Origin of the sequence: Stenotrophomonas sp. ASS1, assembly GCF_004346925.1 — a bacterium.
GTDB lineage: Bacteria > Pseudomonadota > Gammaproteobacteria > Xanthomonadales > Xanthomonadaceae > Stenotrophomonas > Stenotrophomonas maltophilia_A.
Window position 1 is genome coordinate 1,205,253 of sequence record NZ_CP031167.1, and the last position, 16,177, is coordinate 1,221,429.

General features: G+C 67.0%; 13 protein-coding genes. 7 read left to right on the forward strand and 6 right to left on the reverse strand.

Going from position 1 to position 16,177, the window contains the following annotated elements; translation table 11 throughout:
* Positions 1-66: 66 nt before the first annotated feature.
* Complete coding sequence (gene rpsT / locus MG068_RS05615; RefSeq protein ID WP_005408560.1) at positions 67-336, reverse strand: 30S ribosomal protein S20; 270 nt, start codon at positions 334-336, stop codon at positions 67-69.
* Between the two features lie 117 nt (positions 337-453).
* On the opposite strand from rpsT, the gene murJ reads away from it, so the two are divergent.
* The 7 genes from murJ (at position 454) to MG068_RS05650 (ending at position 10,114) form a co-directional block, all read left to right on the forward strand.
* Positions 454-2,058, forward strand: coding sequence for a murein biosynthesis integral membrane protein MurJ (gene murJ, locus MG068_RS05620; RefSeq protein WP_132809571.1), 1,605 nt, complete (start codon positions 454-456; stop codon positions 2,056-2,058).
* Positions 2,059-2,133: 75 nt separating this feature from the next.
* Positions 2,134-3,081, forward strand: a complete 948-nt coding sequence (locus MG068_RS05625) for a bifunctional riboflavin kinase/FAD synthetase (RefSeq protein ID WP_032127582.1) — start codon at positions 2,134-2,136, stop codon at positions 3,079-3,081.
* Positions 3,078-5,909, forward strand: a complete 2,832-nt coding sequence (gene ileS / locus MG068_RS05630) for an isoleucine--tRNA ligase (RefSeq protein WP_132809573.1) — start codon at positions 3,078-3,080, stop codon at positions 5,907-5,909. The genes MG068_RS05625 and ileS overlap by 4 nt, the downstream gene beginning before the upstream one ends.
* Positions 5,909-6,433, forward strand: coding sequence for a signal peptidase II (lspA, locus tag MG068_RS05635; protein ID WP_049424357.1), 525 nt, complete (start codon positions 5,909-5,911; stop codon positions 6,431-6,433). Before ileS ends, lspA begins: the two co-directional genes overlap by 1 nt.
* Before the next feature lie 27 nt (positions 6,434-6,460).
* Entirely contained in the window at positions 6,461-7,411 is a 951-nt protein-coding gene (gene ispH, locus MG068_RS05640; RefSeq protein ID WP_049424359.1) for a 4-hydroxy-3-methylbut-2-enyl diphosphate reductase, read from the forward strand.
* Between the two features lie 157 nt (positions 7,412-7,568).
* Positions 7,569-9,452, forward strand: coding sequence for a M61 family metallopeptidase (locus tag MG068_RS05645; protein WP_132809575.1), 1,884 nt, complete (start codon positions 7,569-7,571; stop codon positions 9,450-9,452).
* Complete coding sequence (locus MG068_RS05650; protein ID WP_132809577.1) at positions 9,449-10,114, forward strand: lysoplasmalogenase; 666 nt, start codon at positions 9,449-9,451, stop codon at positions 10,112-10,114. Before MG068_RS05645 ends, MG068_RS05650 begins: the two co-directional genes overlap by 4 nt.
* Positions 10,115-10,198: 84 nt before the next feature.
* On the opposite strand, the gene MG068_RS05655 is transcribed toward MG068_RS05650, so the two are convergent.
* From MG068_RS05655 to MG068_RS05675, 5 genes are read right to left on the reverse strand one after another with little or no spacing between them, the layout of a single operon-like run.
* Positions 10,199-10,918: a hypothetical protein gene (locus MG068_RS05655; protein WP_132809579.1), complete on the reverse strand. Its 720-nt coding sequence runs from the start codon at positions 10,916-10,918 to the stop codon at positions 10,199-10,201.
* Positions 10,915-11,871, reverse strand: coding sequence for a hypothetical protein (locus MG068_RS05660; RefSeq protein ID WP_132809581.1), 957 nt, complete (start codon positions 11,869-11,871; stop codon positions 10,915-10,917). The genes MG068_RS05655 and MG068_RS05660 overlap by 4 nt, the downstream gene beginning before the upstream one ends.
* A 46-nt stretch (positions 11,872-11,917) precedes the next feature.
* The gene (locus tag MG068_RS05665; RefSeq protein WP_071227738.1) at positions 11,918-14,716 is read right to left on the reverse strand and encodes a TonB-dependent receptor plug domain-containing protein; all 2,799 of its coding nucleotides are present in this window, start codon (positions 14,714-14,716) and stop codon (positions 11,918-11,920) included.
* Positions 14,717-14,727: 11 nt separating this feature from the next.
* Complete coding sequence (locus MG068_RS05670) at positions 14,728-15,696, reverse strand: FecR family protein (protein ID WP_049424370.1); 969 nt, start codon at positions 15,694-15,696, stop codon at positions 14,728-14,730.
* On the reverse strand, positions 15,693-16,172 hold the full coding sequence (locus tag MG068_RS05675) for an RNA polymerase sigma factor (protein WP_235202849.1): 480 nt from the start codon (positions 16,170-16,172) through the stop codon (positions 15,693-15,695). Before MG068_RS05675 ends, MG068_RS05670 begins: the two co-directional genes overlap by 4 nt.
* Between the last annotated feature and the right edge of the window lie 5 nt (positions 16,173-16,177).

Genomic DNA, 16,177 nt, shown 5'->3' on the forward strand with positions numbered 1-16,177 from the left:
AAACCCGGCCGGGGCCGGGTTCTTGTCTGCTGCCCGACCCCGAAGGGGCAGGGCGGCAACGCCGGATCAGGCGGCCTTGAGGGCCTTGATGCGGTCGTTCAGGCGGCTCTTGTGGCGAGCAGCCTTGTTCTTGTGGATCAGGCCACGCGCGCTGAAGCGATCCAGGATCGGCTGGGCAACGGCGAAGGCGGCTTCGGCGCCGGCGGCATCGTTGGCGTCCAGCGCCTTGATCACTTTCTTGACAGCGGTGCGCAGCATCGAGCGCTGAGCCACGTTGCGCGCGTTGCGCACGACGGTCTGCTTGGCGCGCTTCTTGGCGGACTTGATATTGGCCACGGTGGTGGTTTCCTGAAAAAATCGGTGTTATGGGAACAGCAAGCTAGCTAGTATGATGGCCCGAGAAATGCACGTCAAGTCGATTGTCAAGAGGGACGCTGAGTGAGTTCACCGAAGATGTTGCGAGGCCTGCTGTCGTTCAGCAGCATGACCATGGTCTCGCGGGTGCTCGGACTTGTCCGTGACCAGGTGATCACCACCACGTTCGGCACCAATGCGGTTACCGATGCGTTCTGGGTTGCCTTCAGGGTACCCAATTTCCTGCGCCGGTTGTTCGCCGAAGGCTCTTTCGCCACCGCTTTCGTGCCGGTGTTCACGGAAGTGAAGGAAACCCGCAGCCATGCCGAGCTGCGTGAACTGATGGCCCGCACCGCCGGCACCCTGGGTGGGGTGCTGATGCTGGTCACCGCGCTGGCGCTGATCTTCGCGCCGCAGCTGGCGGTCGCATTCTCGAGTGGTGCTGATACCGACCCGGTCAAGCAGACCCTGCTGGTCGACCTGTTCCGCCTGACCTTCCCGTTCCTGTTGTTCGTCTCGTTGACCGCGCTGGCCGGTGGCGCGCTGAACAGCTTCCAGCGTTTCGCGATGCCAGCGCTGACCCCGGTCATCCTCAACCTGTGCATGATCGCCGGTGCGCTATGGCTGGCGCCGCGGCTGGGCGGCACCCCGGAAAAACAGATCCTGGCGCTGGGCTGGGCGGTACTCGCCGCCGGCATCCTGCAGCTGCTGTTCCAGCTGCCCTCGCTGAAGGGCATCAACCTGCTGACCCTGCCGCGCTGGGGCTGGCGCCATCCGGGCGTGCGCAAGGTGCTGACGCTGATGGTGCCGACCCTGTTCGGTTCGTCGGTGGCGCAGATCAACCTGTTGCTGGATACCCTCATCGCGGCCAAGCTGACCGACGGCTCGCAGTCGTGGCTGTCGCTGGCCGATCGCTTCCTGGAGCTGCCGCTGGGTGTGTTCGGCGTGGCGCTGGGCACGGTGATCCTGCCGGCGCTGGCCCGCCATCACGTCAGCACCGACCGCGAGGGTTTCTCGCGCTCGCTGGACTGGGGCCTGCGGATGACCCTGCTGATCTCGGTGCCGGCCATGCTGGGCCTGCTGCTGCTGGCCGAGCCGCTGATCGCCACTCTGTTCCAGTACCGCCAGTTCACCGCCTTCGATACCCGCATGACCGCGCTGTCGGTGTACGGCCTGAGTTTCGGCCTGCCGGCGTTCGCCCTGCTGAAGGTGGTGCTGCCGGCGTTCTATGCCCGCCAGGACACCAAGACCCCGGTCCGTGCCGGTGTGGCCGCGCTGGTGGCCAACATGGTGTTCAACTTCGCCCTGCTGGCCATGCTCTACCAGGTCATGGTGCCGGACGAGCTGAAGGCGCAGGGCGTGATGGCGGCCATCGGCAAGCAGCCGGGCCTGCACCTGGCGCTGGGCATCGCCAGCGCACTGTCCAGTTACCTGAACCTGGGCCTGCTCTGGTACTGGCTGGGCAAGACCGATGTCTACCAGCGCCGGCCGGGCTGGGGCGGCTACCTGGTGCGGCTGCTGCTGGCCTGTGCGGCCATGGTCGGCGTGCTGTTGGCCCTGCTGCACTGGGTTCCCGACTTCACCGTCATGGACAAATGGCACCGTATCGGTGGCCTGATGCTGCTGGTCGGCGGCGGTGGCGCGACCTATGCGGTGGCCATGCTGGCGATGGGCTTCCGCCCGCGCGACCTGCGTGGGCATTGATCGCGGCCCGTGGCGGCTATACTTCAGGGTTACACCATTGAAGCAGCGGCCCCGGTCGGGCCGGAACGAGAGTTGATGAGCAGGCTGTTCAGAAGCGTCGAGGGCGGGGAGCTGTTCCCCAACGGAAGCGTGGTCTGTATCGGTGCATTCGACGGCCTCCACCTGGGCCATCGTGCGCTGGTCCGCCACGCGGTTGCCCGCGCGCGCGCCTTGGGCGTGGCCGCGGTGGCCGTGGCGTTCGAGCCGCTGCCGCGTGAATTCTTCGCCCAGGGCACGCCGCCGCCGCGGCTGACCCTGGCGCGCAGCAAGGTCGAGATCCTGCGCGAGCTCGGCGTCGATGCGATCGGCCTGTTGCGTTTCGACGCGGCGATGGCGGCGATGCCGGCCGAGACCTTCGTGCGCCAGTTGCTGGTCAATCGCCTGAGTGCGCGTGAGGTCTGGATCGGGCCGGAGTTCTGCTTCGGCAACCGCCGCCGCGGCGACCTGGCCCTGCTGCAGCAGCTCGGCGCCGAGCTCGGCTTCAGCGCCGGCGAGATCGAAGCGGTCGATCTGCACGGCGAGCGCATCTCCAGCACCCGCATCCGCCAGCTGCTGCAGGACGGCGATTTCGCCCGTGCCGGCGATCTGCTCGGCCGTCCCTACGCGATCAGCGGGCGGGTGGTGCGTGGGCGCCAGCTCGGCCGCACGCTGGGCTTCCCCACCGCCAACCTGCGGTTCCCGAAGACCCCGGCGCTGTCGGGCATCTACGCGACCTGGGTGCACGGCGTGTTCGACCAGCCGTGGCCGTCGGTGTCCAGCTTCGGCACGCGGCCGACGGTGGACGGCGTGGAGCCGCTGCTGGAAGCGCACCTGTTTGATTTCCAGGGCGACCTGTACGGGCGCCACATCGACGTGGAGTTCGTCGCCAAGCTGCGCGACGAAGAGAAATTCAATGATCTGGCGGCGCTGACCGACCAGATGCACCGCGATGCCGAACAGGCGCGCGCCATCCTTTCCGAACATAGATTGCGAGCCACTGCGTGAGCCAGGACTACAAGACCACCCTGAACCTGCCAGCCACCGAATTCCCGATGCGCGGCGACCTGCCCAAGCGCGAGCCGGGCATTCTGGCGCGGTGGGAAGAGCAGGGGCTCTACCAGCAGCTGCGCGAAAACGCCGCCGGCCGCCCGCTGTTCGTGCTGCACGACGGCCCGCCGTACGCCAACGGCCGCATCCATCTCGGCCACGCGGTCAACAAGATCCTGAAGGACATCATCGTCAAGTCGCGCTACCTGGCCGGCTTCGATGCGCCCTACGTGCCGGGCTGGGACTGCCACGGCCTGCCGATCGAGATCGCGGTCGAGAAGAAGTGGGGCAAGGTCGGCACCAAGCTCGACGCCGTCGAATTCCGCCAGAAGTGCCGCGAGTTCGCCGAAGAGCAGATCAACATCCAGCGCGTGGACTTCAAGCGCCTGGGCGTGACCGGCGACTGGGACAACCCGTACAAGACCTTGAGCTTCGACTTCGAAGCCAACGAGATCCGTGCGCTGGCCAAGGTCGTGGCCAATGGCCACCTGGTGCGTGGCGCCAAGCCGGTGTACTGGTGCTTCGACTGTGGCTCGGCGCTGGCCGAGGCCGAGATCGAATACCAGGAAAAGGAATCGCCGGCGATCGACGTCGCCTACGCCGCGCGCGATGCGCAGGCCATCGGCCAGGCGTTCGGCGTGAGCGTGCCGGCCGATGTGGAAGTGGCCGTGCCGATCTGGACCACCACCCCGTGGACGCTGCCGGCTTCGCTGGCGGTGTCGCTGGGCGCGGAGATCAACTACGTGCTGGCCGAAGGCCCGGCGCACAACGGCAAGCGCCGTTGGCTGGTGCTGGCCGCGGCCCTGGCCGAGCGCGCGCTGCAGCGCTATGGCGTCGAAAACGTGGTGCTGCACGGTGAAACCACCGGTGCCGCGCTGGAGAACCAGCTGCTGGCGCACCCGTTCTACCCGGAGCGCGAGATCCTGGTGCTCAACGGCGAGCACGTCTCCGACGAGGACGGTACCGGTGCGGTGCACACCGCCCCCGGCCACGGCCAGGAAGACTTCGTGGTCAGCCAGAAGTACGGCCTGCTGGACAAGTACAACGCCGGCCAGGTGACCCCGATCGACGGTCGTGGCGTGTACCTGGAATCGACCCCGCCGGCCGGTGACGTGGTGCTGGCTGGCCAGCACCTGTGGAAGGCGCAGGAGGCCATCGTCGGCGTGCTGCGCGACAACGGTTCGCTGCTGGCCTTCCACCCGATCCGCCACAGCTACCCGCACTGCTGGCGCCACAAGACGCCGGTGGTGTTCCGCGCCACCCCGCAGTGGTTCATCTCGATGGACAAGGCCAACCTGCGCAACGATGCGCTGGCCGCCATCGATACCGTCGGCTGGTTCCCGACCTGGGGCAAGGCGCGCATCCAGAGCATGGTCGACGGTCGTCCGGACTGGACCATCTCGCGCCAGCGCACCTGGGGCGTGCCGATCGCCCTGTTCACCCATCGCCAGACCGGCGAGATCCACCCGCGTTCGGTGGAGCTGATGCAGCAGGTCGCCGACCGCGTCGAAGCCGAGGGCATCGACGTGTGGTATTCGCTGGATGCTGCTGAACTGCTGGGCGCCGAAGCGGCCGACTACGAGAAGGTCACCGACATCCTCGACGTCTGGTTCGACTCGGGCGTGACCCATGAAGGCGTGCTTGCGGCGCGTGGCTTCGGCAAGCCGGCCGACCTGTACCTGGAAGGTTCCGACCAGCACCGCGGCTGGTTCCAGTCCTCGCTGCTGACCGGCGTGGCGATCGACAAGCGCGCGCCGTACAAGCAGTGCCTGACCCACGGCTTCACCGTGGACGAGCACGGCCGCAAGATGTCCAAGTCGCTGGGCAACGGCATCGAGCCGCAGGACATCATGAACAAGCTGGGCGCGGACATCCTGCGCCTGTGGATCGCCTCGGCCGACTACAGCAACGAGATGTCGCTGTCGCAGGAGATCCTCAAGCGCAACGCCGACGCCTACCGTCGCCTGCGCAACACCGCACGCTTCCTGCTCGGCAACCTGGACGGTTTCGATCCGGCCCAGCACCTGCAGCCGCTCGACCAGATGGTCGCGCTGGACCGCTGGATCGTGCATCGCGCGTGGGAGCTGCAGGAGAAGATCAAGGCGGCCTACGACGGCTACAACATGGCCGAGATCGTGCAGCTGCTGCTGAACTTCTGCAGCGTGGACCTGGGCTCGCTGTACCTGGACGTGACCAAGGACCGCCTGTACACGATGCCGACCGATTCGCACGGTCGCCGTTCGGCACAGAGCGCGATGTACCACATCGCCGAAGCGTTCACCCGCTGGGTGGCGCCGATCCTGACCTTCACCGCTGACGAGCTGTGGGGCTATCTGCCGGGCGAGCATGCCGGCCATGTGCTGTTCACCACCTGGTACGACGGCCTGGCGCCGCTGCCGGCCGATGCCCAGCTCAACGCCGCCGACTTCGACCAGCTGCTGGCCGTGCGCGAGCAGGTGGCCAAGGTGCTCGAGCCGATGCGTGCCAACGGCGCGATCGGTGCCGCGCTGGAAGCGGAAATCACGATCGCCGCCAGCGAAGAGCAGGCCGCGCGCTGGCAGCCGCTGGCCGATGAACTGCGTTTCCTGTTCATCAGTGGCGACGTGCAGGTGCGCCCGGCGACCACCGACGAGGTGTTCGTCAGCGCCCAGCCGACCACCAAGGCCAAGTGCGTGCGCTGCTGGCACCACCGCGCCGACGTCGGCAGCAACGCCGACCACCCGGAACTGTGCGGCCGCTGCGTGAGCAACATCACCGGCGCCGGTGAAGTGCGGAGCTGGTTCTGATGGCCGCGCCCCGTCCGCATCCGAACGCCCTGGTCTGGCTGCTGCTGTCGGCCGCCATCATCGGCCTGGACCAGTGGTCCAAGGCCTGGGTGTTGTCGAGCCTGCCGGAGTTCCAGCCAGTGGTGGTCATCGACGGCTTCTGGAACTGGTACCGCACCTACAACACCGGTGCCGCGTTCAGTTTCCTGAGCGACGCCGGTGGCTGGCAGAAACACTTCTTCACCGTGTTGGCGATCGTCATCAGCGGCCTGATGGCCTGGTGGCTGCGTAGCACTGCCCGCGGCAACTGGAAGGCCGCGGTGCCGTACGCGCTGATCATCGGCGGCGCGATCGGCAACGTGATCGACCGCCAGGTGCATGGCCATGTGGTCGACTTCATCCAGTGGTACGTGGGCAGCTACACCTGGCCCTCGTTCAACATCGCCGATTCGGCCATCGTGGTGGGTGCCATCGGCATCGCCCTGTTTGGCCTGTTCGACGGCAAGTCCGCCAAAAAGGCGGATAATGCCAACCCGAAACCGTAAGCCGGCCGCTGCCGGGAGACTGAACTGATGGATGTGCTGCTCGCCAACCCGCGTGGATTCTGTGCCGGCGTCGATCGTGCGATCGAGATCGTCAAGCGCGCGATCGAAACGCTGGGCGCGCCCATCTACGTCCGCCATGAAGTGGTGCACAACCGCTTCGTGGTCGACGACCTGAAGCAGCGCGGTGCGATCTTCGTCGAGGAACTCGATGAAGTGCCGGACAACAACACGGTCATTTTCAGCGCGCATGGCGTGTCCCAGGCCGTGCGCCAGGAGGCCGAGCGTCGTGGCCTGAAGGTGTTCGACGCCACCTGCCCGCTGGTGACCAAGGTCCACTTCGAAGTCGCCCGCCACTGCCGTGCCGGCCGTGACGTGGTGCTGATCGGCCACGCCGGTCACCCGGAAGTGGAGGGCACCATGGGCCAGTGGAACCGCGAAGCCGGCACCGGCCAGATCTATCTGGTCGAGGATGTCGAGCAGGTTGCCACGCTGCACATCAACCAGCCGGAAAACTTCGCCTATACCACCCAGACCACGCTGTCGGTGGATGATACGCGCGGCATCATCGATGCATTGCGCGAGCGTTTCCCGGCAATGCAGGGCCCGAAGAACGACGACATCTGCTACGCCACGCAGAACCGCCAGGACGCCGTGCGCGATCTGGCCAAGCGCTGCGACCTGGTGCTGGTGGTCGGCTCGCCGAACAGTTCCAACTCCAACCGCTTGAGCGAGCTGGCCCGTCGTGAGGGCGTGGAGTCGTACCTGATCGACGGCGCGCACGAGATCGACCCGCAGTGGGTGGTTGGCAAGCAGCACATCGGTGTGACCGCAGGTGCCTCGGCGCCGCAGGTGCTGGTTGATGGCGTGCTGGCGCGTCTGGCCGAGCTGGGCGCCAGCGGCGTGGGCGAGCTGGACGGCGAACCGGAATCGATGGTGTTCGCGCTGCCAAAGGAACTGCGCCTGCGCCTGGTCGACTGACCGGGCCTGACTCTGGTGGGTGCGAACCTTGGTTCGCACTGTCGGATGGCGTTTTGCCACATCAGGCCGGAGCGCCACCGACCATGACCTTCGGCCATGGGGCCGGGCACTGCACAGGCCTAGCATCGGAAGATTCTCCGTTGTTGGAACCTGCCCGATGAAGACCCGAGCCCTGGCCATGTCATTGCTGTTCGCGCTCGCGGCCACGCCCGCGCTGGCGCAGACCTCGCCGTCGGGCGATGCCGCGGCCCCTGGCCTGCTGCGCATCGACGTGGATGCACGCGACCTCGCGCGCCGCATCTTCAAGGTGACCGCCACGGTGCCGGCCAAGCCCGGCCCGATGACCCTGCTGTACCCGCAGTGGATTCCCGGCAACCATTCGCCCACCGGTCCGATCGACAAGCTGGCCGGACTGCGCGTAACGGCCAACGGCAAGCCGCTGGCCTGGCAGCGCGACCAGTTCAACGTCTATGCGTTCAAGGTGAACGTGCCCGAGGGCGTGAGCGAGATCGTCGCCCACTTCGATTTCCTGTCCTCGCAGGGCGGCAGCCAGGGGCGGGTGGTGATGACCCCGGAAATGCTCAACCTGCAGTGGAACGCCAACTCGCTGTACCCGGCCGGGGTGGATGCACGCAACCTGCAGGCGCAGGCCAGCGTGACCCTGCCCAAGGGCTGGTCGTTCGCCACTGCGCTGGAAACCGCGCGACGCGACGGTGACGCCGTGGTGTTCAAGCCGATCTCGTATGACCATCTGGTCGATTCGCCGTTGTTCGCCGGCGAGCACTACCAGCGCATCGATCTCGACCCGGGTGCGAAGGTGCCGGTGCACCTCAATGTGTTCGCCGACGACGCCAAGTCGCTGAAGCCGACCGACGAACAGATCAAGCTGCACCGCGCGCTGGTGCAGCAGGCCGACAAGCTCTATGGGGCGCGCCATTACAACCACTATGAGTTCCTGCTGGCGTTGACCGACCGCCTCGGTGGCATTGGTCTGGAACACCACCGTTCCAGCGAGAACAGTGCCGATCCAGGCTACTTCACAGAGTGGGACAGCAACGCGTGGATGCGCGACCTGCTGCCGCATGAGTACACCCATTCGTGGAACGGGAAGTACCGTCGCGGCGCCGATCTGGCCACCGCCAATTTCAACGTGCCGATGGGCGACAGCCTGCTGTGGGTGTACGAGGGCCAGACCCAGTTCTGGGGCCAGGTGCTGGCGGCGCGTTCGGGCCTGTGGTCGACCACACAGGCGCGCGACATGCTGGCCAACGTGGCCGCGACTTATGACCGTGGTCGCCCGGGCCTGGCCTGGCGGCCGCTGCAGGACACCACCAACGACCCGACCATCGCCCAGCGCCGCACGTTGCCCTACCGCAACTACCAGATGAGCGAGGACTACTACTCCGGCGGCCAGATGCTGTGGCTGGAAGTGGAGGGCAAGCTGCGCGAACTGAGCGGCAATCGCCGCAGCCTGGACGACTTCGCACGTGCGTTCTTCGGCGTCGGCAATGGCAATTGGGACGTCAATCCGTACACCTTCGATGATGTGGTCGCGACCTTGAACGGTATCGCGCCGTACGACTGGGCGACGTTCCTGCGCGGACGCCTGGATGGCCATGGTTCGTTGACCGGTGGCCTGGAACTGGCGGGCTGGAAGCTGGTTTACCGCGATACCCCGAACGACGCCTACAAGGCGCAGGAAAAGCGCGCCAAGGCCGCGTTGCTGGCGTACTCACTGGGTGCGACCGTGCTCGACAACGGCACGGTCGGTGACGTGATCTGGGACAGTCCGGCGTTCAACGCCGGTCTTGCACCGGGCATGAAGGTGATCGCGGTTGGCGGCCGTGAATACAGCAGCCAGCGCTTGAAGGATGCAGTCGCCGCCGCAGCAAAGGACAAGGCGCCGATCGTGTTGCTGGTGAAGCAGTTCGATCGCATCGAAACGATGAGCATCGCCTACCACGGTGGCCTGCAGTACCCGGTGCTGGAGCGCATCGCCGGCAAGCCTGACCGCCTTGCGGATCTGTGGAAGGCGCGATGAAACCGCGGGCCCGCGATGGCGTGATCCTGTTGATGGCGGTCCTCGCCATCATCGGCGCGTTCCTGCACGGTGACGGGCGTTGGCTGCACTGGCTGGCCAAGCCGACGACTACGCTGCTGATCGCTGCCATCGCCTGGCGCGTGCACGATCCCGCGCAGCCGCTCTACCGCCGCGCGGTGCTGGCCGGCATGCTGCTCTCGTGCGTGGGTGACATCGCGCTGATGTTGCCAATGGATGCGTTCGTACCGGGACTGGTCGCATTCCTGCTGGCGCATGTCTGCTACATCGTCGCCTTCTGCGGAGGCCTGCGTGCCGGGCGTGGGCTGGTCGGCGCCAGCGTCCTGCTCGGTGCGTTTGCCGTGCTCAACGTGCTGGGCCTGTGGCCACACCTGCCCGCACCGATGCGTATTCCGGTGCTGGCGTACGTGGTGGTGCTGGCATCGATGGCGGTGCTGGCCCTGGCACGGCAGTGGCGCCGCCCGCAGCCTGACGCCATGGAGGCCGCCAGTGCCCGTTGGGCCGCCGCCGGTGCGTTGCTGTTCGTCGCCAGCGATTCACTGCTGGCCTGGGACCGCTTCGCCGGCGGCCTGCCGCTGGCCAGCCTGCTGGTGCTGTCCACGTACTACGCCGCGCAGTACGCCATCGCGCGCTCGGTGAAATAGAAAAAAGGGGACGGAGGGGATTAAGTCGCAAACCGCACCAAGGCACATACGACTTAATCCCCTCCGTCCCCTTTTTTGTGTGGCCTACCGGCGGCTCACGCCGCGCAGGGCGCCCTGCGCATCGAACTGCAGGCGCACGGATTCGCGGTCACCGGCGACTTCGTCCGGCAGCCATACCACCTTGCCGGCTTTGCGCACGATCACGTAGACGTGGCCGACTTCAGATGCGGGGTTCTGCAGCGCATTGCGCTGTTCCTGCAGCGCCTGCGCCACGCGCGGCACAGCCTCGAAATCGATGCTGGCCAGTGATGTGCTGCTGCGCTGCAGGCTGATGGTCGGCGCAAACTGCTGCGGGTTCACCGGATTGCCCTTGCGCCATTGGCCACGTTCAAAGTGATAGCTGTCGACGTGGCCCGGCTGTTGCGGATCGACCAGATCGAGGTTGATGCGGCCATCGTCGTAGAAGTGGATGCTGTGGAAGACCGTCAGCCTCTGGCCGGCCAGCGCTGGCATCTGCTCCAGTGCCTGACGGGCAGCCAGCAGGTAGTCCGCATCGAACAGGCGGTTGTTGCGCTCGGGCGCTCCAGCGGTGCTCGCGGCGGGGAAGGGCGCCGGGGACGGCACAAGCGATGCGGATTGTTCGCGCGGCGACTGGGACGAGACGGACGCGGGCAACCGGTCCGGCTGTACCGAATGCCCCAGCGTTTCGCTGATGGTCTGCAGGGCGCCTCCGGCAACGGCCACGCCCGCCAGAACCAGCAGCAGTACCAGGAACACGGTGCGGGTTGAGGGTGGCTGTTTCATACTCCCTCCAGGCGCACGTTGCTGCGGTCATCCGGGTCGTACAGCAGCGTCACATGCTCGCGCGGGATGTTGGCCAGTTCAATCAGCGGGATGAAGCGGCGCACGCGAGCCTGCTGCACGTTGCCTTCGCGGTCGATGTATTCCAGCTGGAACTCCACCTGCGGCTGTTCGTTGAGGTAGGTGCCGGTCTGACGCACCTTCAACACCCTGGCCTCCACGCCGATGCCGCGATACTTCAGCGCATCGCCGCGGGCATCGGCGTGCAGCAGGCGGCCGAGCAGGCGCAGGCCCAGCGCATAGCCACACAGCACCAGCGGGCACACCAGCAGCGGGTGACCGAACGACAGGAAGGTCCAGCCCAGCCCCTCGCTCTGCAGCTGGTAGGCCCACACATAGGCAGCGGCAACGACGGCGATGCCGAGTGCTGCACCGATGCCGCGCCGCCACAGGCTGGCGACATTCAGTTCGGGCTGGGCACCGTCCAGCACGATGTTGGGGAATGCTCCGGGTGTCCGGCCCAGGCGCGCATCGATGTGCCTGCCCACCTCGAAGCGATGCAGCTGGGGTTTGCTGTCGACCACCAGCATCTGTTCGCGGACCGGCGTACCGGACAGGTTCTTGAAGAACAACTGCAGTTTCCATTGCGCGAACCCACGTACCTGCACGCCGGTCTGTTCGGCCTGCTCGATCAGCGCACTGCGCGGTTCACCGTCGGCCAGGATCGACTGCACCCGGTGCAGTGCGCGTGGCGGCCCCAGCAACAGGTAGTGCAGGAAGGCGAACAGCAGCATCAGCCACAGCACCATCGACAGTGCGAGCAGCAACAGTGCCAGCCACGGTGCGCTGCGGTCGACCAGCGCTACCGGCCACGAAGTGCCGAAATAGAGAATGCAGGGAAAAGGCAACGCGAAGAACAGCAGGAACGCGCCCCAGAACCAGAGATAGGCTTTCATGGGGGAAGGGGACCGCGGTGGAACAGGGCGCGTAGATTACTACGCTTCAGCGGAACTGCAGGGTAAGCAGGTAGTAGCGGCCGAGCGGATCGTCCAGCCCGGGCATCTGCCCGCCATTGCCGACCAGATAGTTCACCGGTTGCGTGTCCAGCACGTTGTGCACGTCCAGCGCTGCAACGATGCGCGGCCCCAGCCGGCGTGCGAGGTGCAGGTTCCAGCGCAGCTGCCGTGGGTTCATGCAGTGGTTCCGGTCGACCTGCTTCTGCGGGCACTCCGCCCCCGGCAGCCAGGCACGCGTGCGCCCGATCTGGTTGCCGCGCAGCGCGATGTCCCAGTTGCTGTTCTGCCATTGCACGTTCAACACCGCAGCCAGCTCGGGTGTCACATGACCACGCAGGTCCACGGCGGCCTCATGGTCACGGCGGCGAAGCAGTTCCTGCTGCTTCAGCGCATCGAGCGAAAACAACCATTGGCCGTTGCTGCCGCTGTCGATGCGGTACTCGCCACGCAGCACCCAGTTGCGGGAGGTGGTGCGGCCGATGTTGTCGAACGACAGGCGCAGGCTGCCCAGGTGGCCGTCTTCATCCAGTTCCCACGTGCTGCGGTTCCACACCGCATCGCTCGGCTGCAGGGCGAGGATCTCGTTGCGCAGTTCCACGATGTTGTGGGTCAGCGACAGCGAGAATGTGTCGTTGGGCGTCCACGTGGCTGCCAGCGAATGGCTGCGTGATCGCTCGGCCTTCAGTGCATCGTTCTCAACCACGTTGGCCGTGACGCTGCAGCCGCCACCACGCGTGGCGATCGCACATTCCGGAAGGGCACTGGACACCGGAAGCGTGATCGAGCCGAAGTAGCCGGGAGGCCGCCGTTGCTCGAACAGGCTCGGTGCACGATAGCCGCGCCCGCTGGCCAGCAGGAACGACCAGTGCGGCGTCGGGCTCCAGCGCAGCCCGGCACGAGGCGAGAACGCCATGAAGCCGCCGTCGCGGTCCCAGCGTGCAGCCAGGTCCGCGCGCAACGTGGGGGCCAGCGGCAGGCCCAGCTCGGCGTAGACGCCACTGCTTTGTCGCGACAGGCGGCGTCGCTGCTGTGGCAGGCCCAGCGCAAGGTCGCCCTGACTCAGCAGTGCGTCCGGGCGCGAGGTCCAGCGTTCATGGCGCAGGTCGATGCCGGTGGCCAGCTGCGCATTGCCGCCGGGCATTGCCATCAGCTCACGCTGCACGCCCCACCAGCCCTGCCATTGTGCGGTGCTGCCGCGGTTGCGGATGGACGGAAACAGCGTGTCCGCCTCGGCCGCCGGCGGCGCGTCGAAACCGGGAGTGAACCTGCGCGCCTGCGTTGCTTCAAGCAGGCGTGTCGTGCGCACGGTGCCTGCAGTGGACAAGGTCACGTCGCTGCGCTGCGCGCTGATGCCCGCCTCCCAGCTGCGCCGGCCCTGGTCGCGGCCGATGCCGAAGGTAAGGTCGGCATCGGTGGCGCGGACGCTGGGGCGCACGTTGCCGGCCTCACGCAGCACACTGTTGAAGGTGATTCCGCGCGAGACCACCGCAACGGCGGTCGGGCCCAGATCGAAGCGCTGGCGGTTGTGACTGGCCCGCGCCTCGACATAGGCATAGCGTCCCTCACCACGTTCATGCCGGTAGTGCAGGAAGGCCGACGCGGTATCCGAGGCGGGCTGCAGCGACCGCGGCCGCGCGCTGTCAAACCAGCAGCCATCCTCGCGCCGCTTCAGGGGCGGCTCGCAGCGCCGGGCGGGCACGTACCAGTTGCCGAAGATCGCGCCGATCGGATACAGCGAGGTTTCCGCGTGCCAGTCACGCTGGTCACCGGCGACATGTTCGACACGGTGCAGATCGAGTCCGGCAAACCAGCGGTCCCCGTTGCCACGCGCGCCGCCCGTGGCGGCCTGCAGGCGGTACTGGCCCGCATCGCCGCGGCTGCTGAGCCCGGTCTGCAGCATGGCTTCGGGCCCATCGGCCTGGTCGCGCAGGATGATGTTGACCACGCCGGACATGGCGTCGGCCCCATAGATGGCCGAGGCACCACCGCGTACCAGTTCGATGCGGTCGACGAAGCTCAGCGGAATGCCGCCGAGGTCGGTGAGCCCACCCTGTTCCAGCGACACCATCGGATAGCGCGGCAGGCGCCGGCCGTTGACCAGGAACAGCGTCGCCCGCGGGCCCATGCCGTCGAGACTGGTGGTGGCCGCTGCGCCCACCGGCAGGTACTGCGAATCGCCGCCGCGCGAGGTGCTCATGGCCGGATGGCCGTTCATGCCGGGCAGGTGCCGCAGCAGGTCGAACAGATTGCCGTAGCCGCTGCGCAGGATATCGTCGCGATCGATGGTGGTGACCGGCAGTGTGGTCTGCACCGAAGAGCGCGGCAGCCGGCTGCCGGTGACATGGATGGGCGCCAGTTCCACCTGGTGTGGCGTGTCGGCGGACTTGGGAGCCGGGCGCGGCAGGCGCGGGGCTGCGACCGCTTTCGGCGGCGTGGCAGGGGGCTCGGGATGGACGCGCCGCACGACAAAGGCACCGGATGAAGTGCGCAGGATGTTGACCGGCAGGCCGGCGACCAGCTGCTTCAGGGAGGCCCCGGTATCGCGTTGGTCACGGCTGCCGCCGGTGCGCAGATCATCCAGTTCACGTGCGTCGAACAGCAGGGCGGTGCCACTCTGCCGGGCCCATTGCTGCAGTGCCGGCACCAGTGGGCCGGCGCCCACGTCGATCTCCAGCGTGCCGGCGGGCTCGCCGGCATCGGCCATCGGTAGTGCGGCAACACCCAGTGCAAGGCATAGCAGGGCGCGGAGCAGCCCCCACTGCAGCGCACCCGGACCTGCCTTCACTGCCGGTCTCCTCAGTAGGTGCGGCGCAGTTCCAGCGCGCCATCCGGACGCGTCTGGCCAGCCACGGACCAACCCAGTTCCAGCGCCGACAGCAGCTCCTGTGCATCACCGGCGCGGAAGGTGCCGCTTACCGCCAGGTCGGTGATCTCCGGATCGACGATCACCAGTGGCGTGCGGCCATAACGGTTCATGCGCTCGACCACGATCGACAGTGGCGTGGCATCGAACACCAGTTGCCCACGCAGCCAGCCTTCAGCGGCTGCGTTGGACGAGAGGGCAGGGCCCGGCTGGATACGGCCGGAGGGCAATACCTGCAGCTGTTGGCCGGGTGCCAGCGTGTGCTGCGCTGCGCCGTTGCTGACTTCCACGGCACCTTCCAGCAGCGCGACCTCGACCAGACCATCGCGCAGGCGTTCCACCTGGAAGGTCGTGCCGATGTCGCGGATCGTACTGCCGCCGGCGTGCAGCTGCAGCGCCTTGTTCGACGGAGCGACCTGCAGTTGCAGCCGACCCCGCTCCAGCACCAGATCACGATGACGCCAGCCGAAGCGGGCGCGGAGGGTGGTGCCGGCATCCAGCATGGCGACGCTGCCATCGGCCAGCGTCTGCTGCTGTGCCTGGTGCGAATCATTGGCGTAGACCTGTGGCGTCGGGTTGCCGTCGACGGCAACCATCCAGCCGATGCCGATCGCCATGCAGACACCGGCGGCAGCGGCCACGCCCGGCAACCAGCGCCGGCGCGGCGGACGCGCCGCCCGTGCCGCGGCGGTGCGCAGCCAGGGGTCAGCCGCAAGCTCCGCACCCTGCTGGAACAGGGTTTCGGCCTGCACCCAGGCTTTGACGTGGGCCGGATCTTCGGCCAGCCAGTCCTCGAACGTTTCGCGTTCGGCCGATGTGCAGTCCGGGGCTTCCAGGCGGGCTACCCAGGCGCTGGCGCGTTCAAACAGCTGTGCATCATTCCTGTGCGGGGTGCCACTCATTGGCCGTCCCTGTCGTTGTGCAGCGGATCCGATCCCAACTCCTGACGCAGGCCCTGCAGGGCCCGGGCGATATGTTTTTCCACGGTCTTGGCAGTAATTCCACAATGCCGCGCGATCTGGGTGTAGCTCATGCCGGTGATGCGGTTGAGCAGATAGACCTCGCGTGCGCGTTCGGGCAGCTTGAACAGGGCCTGCCGCAGCAGGGACAGCATCTGCCCTGACTCGGCCTGGCGCAATGGATCGGGCGAGGAACTGGGCGGTTCGTCGCTGCCATCGTGTTCGGCCAGCGGCAGATGCGGCCGCGACTGCGGCGAGCGTCCGCGGTCTGCCAGGCGGTTGCGGGCGATACGATACAGCAGCAGGCGCAGTTCGTCCGGGCCCTGTGCGCGATAGCGGATCAGCCGCTCCATGCAGTCCTGCGCGATATCCTCCGCATCCTCAGGCCCGACCCCCCGCGTGCGCAGGAACGCGCACAGCGGTG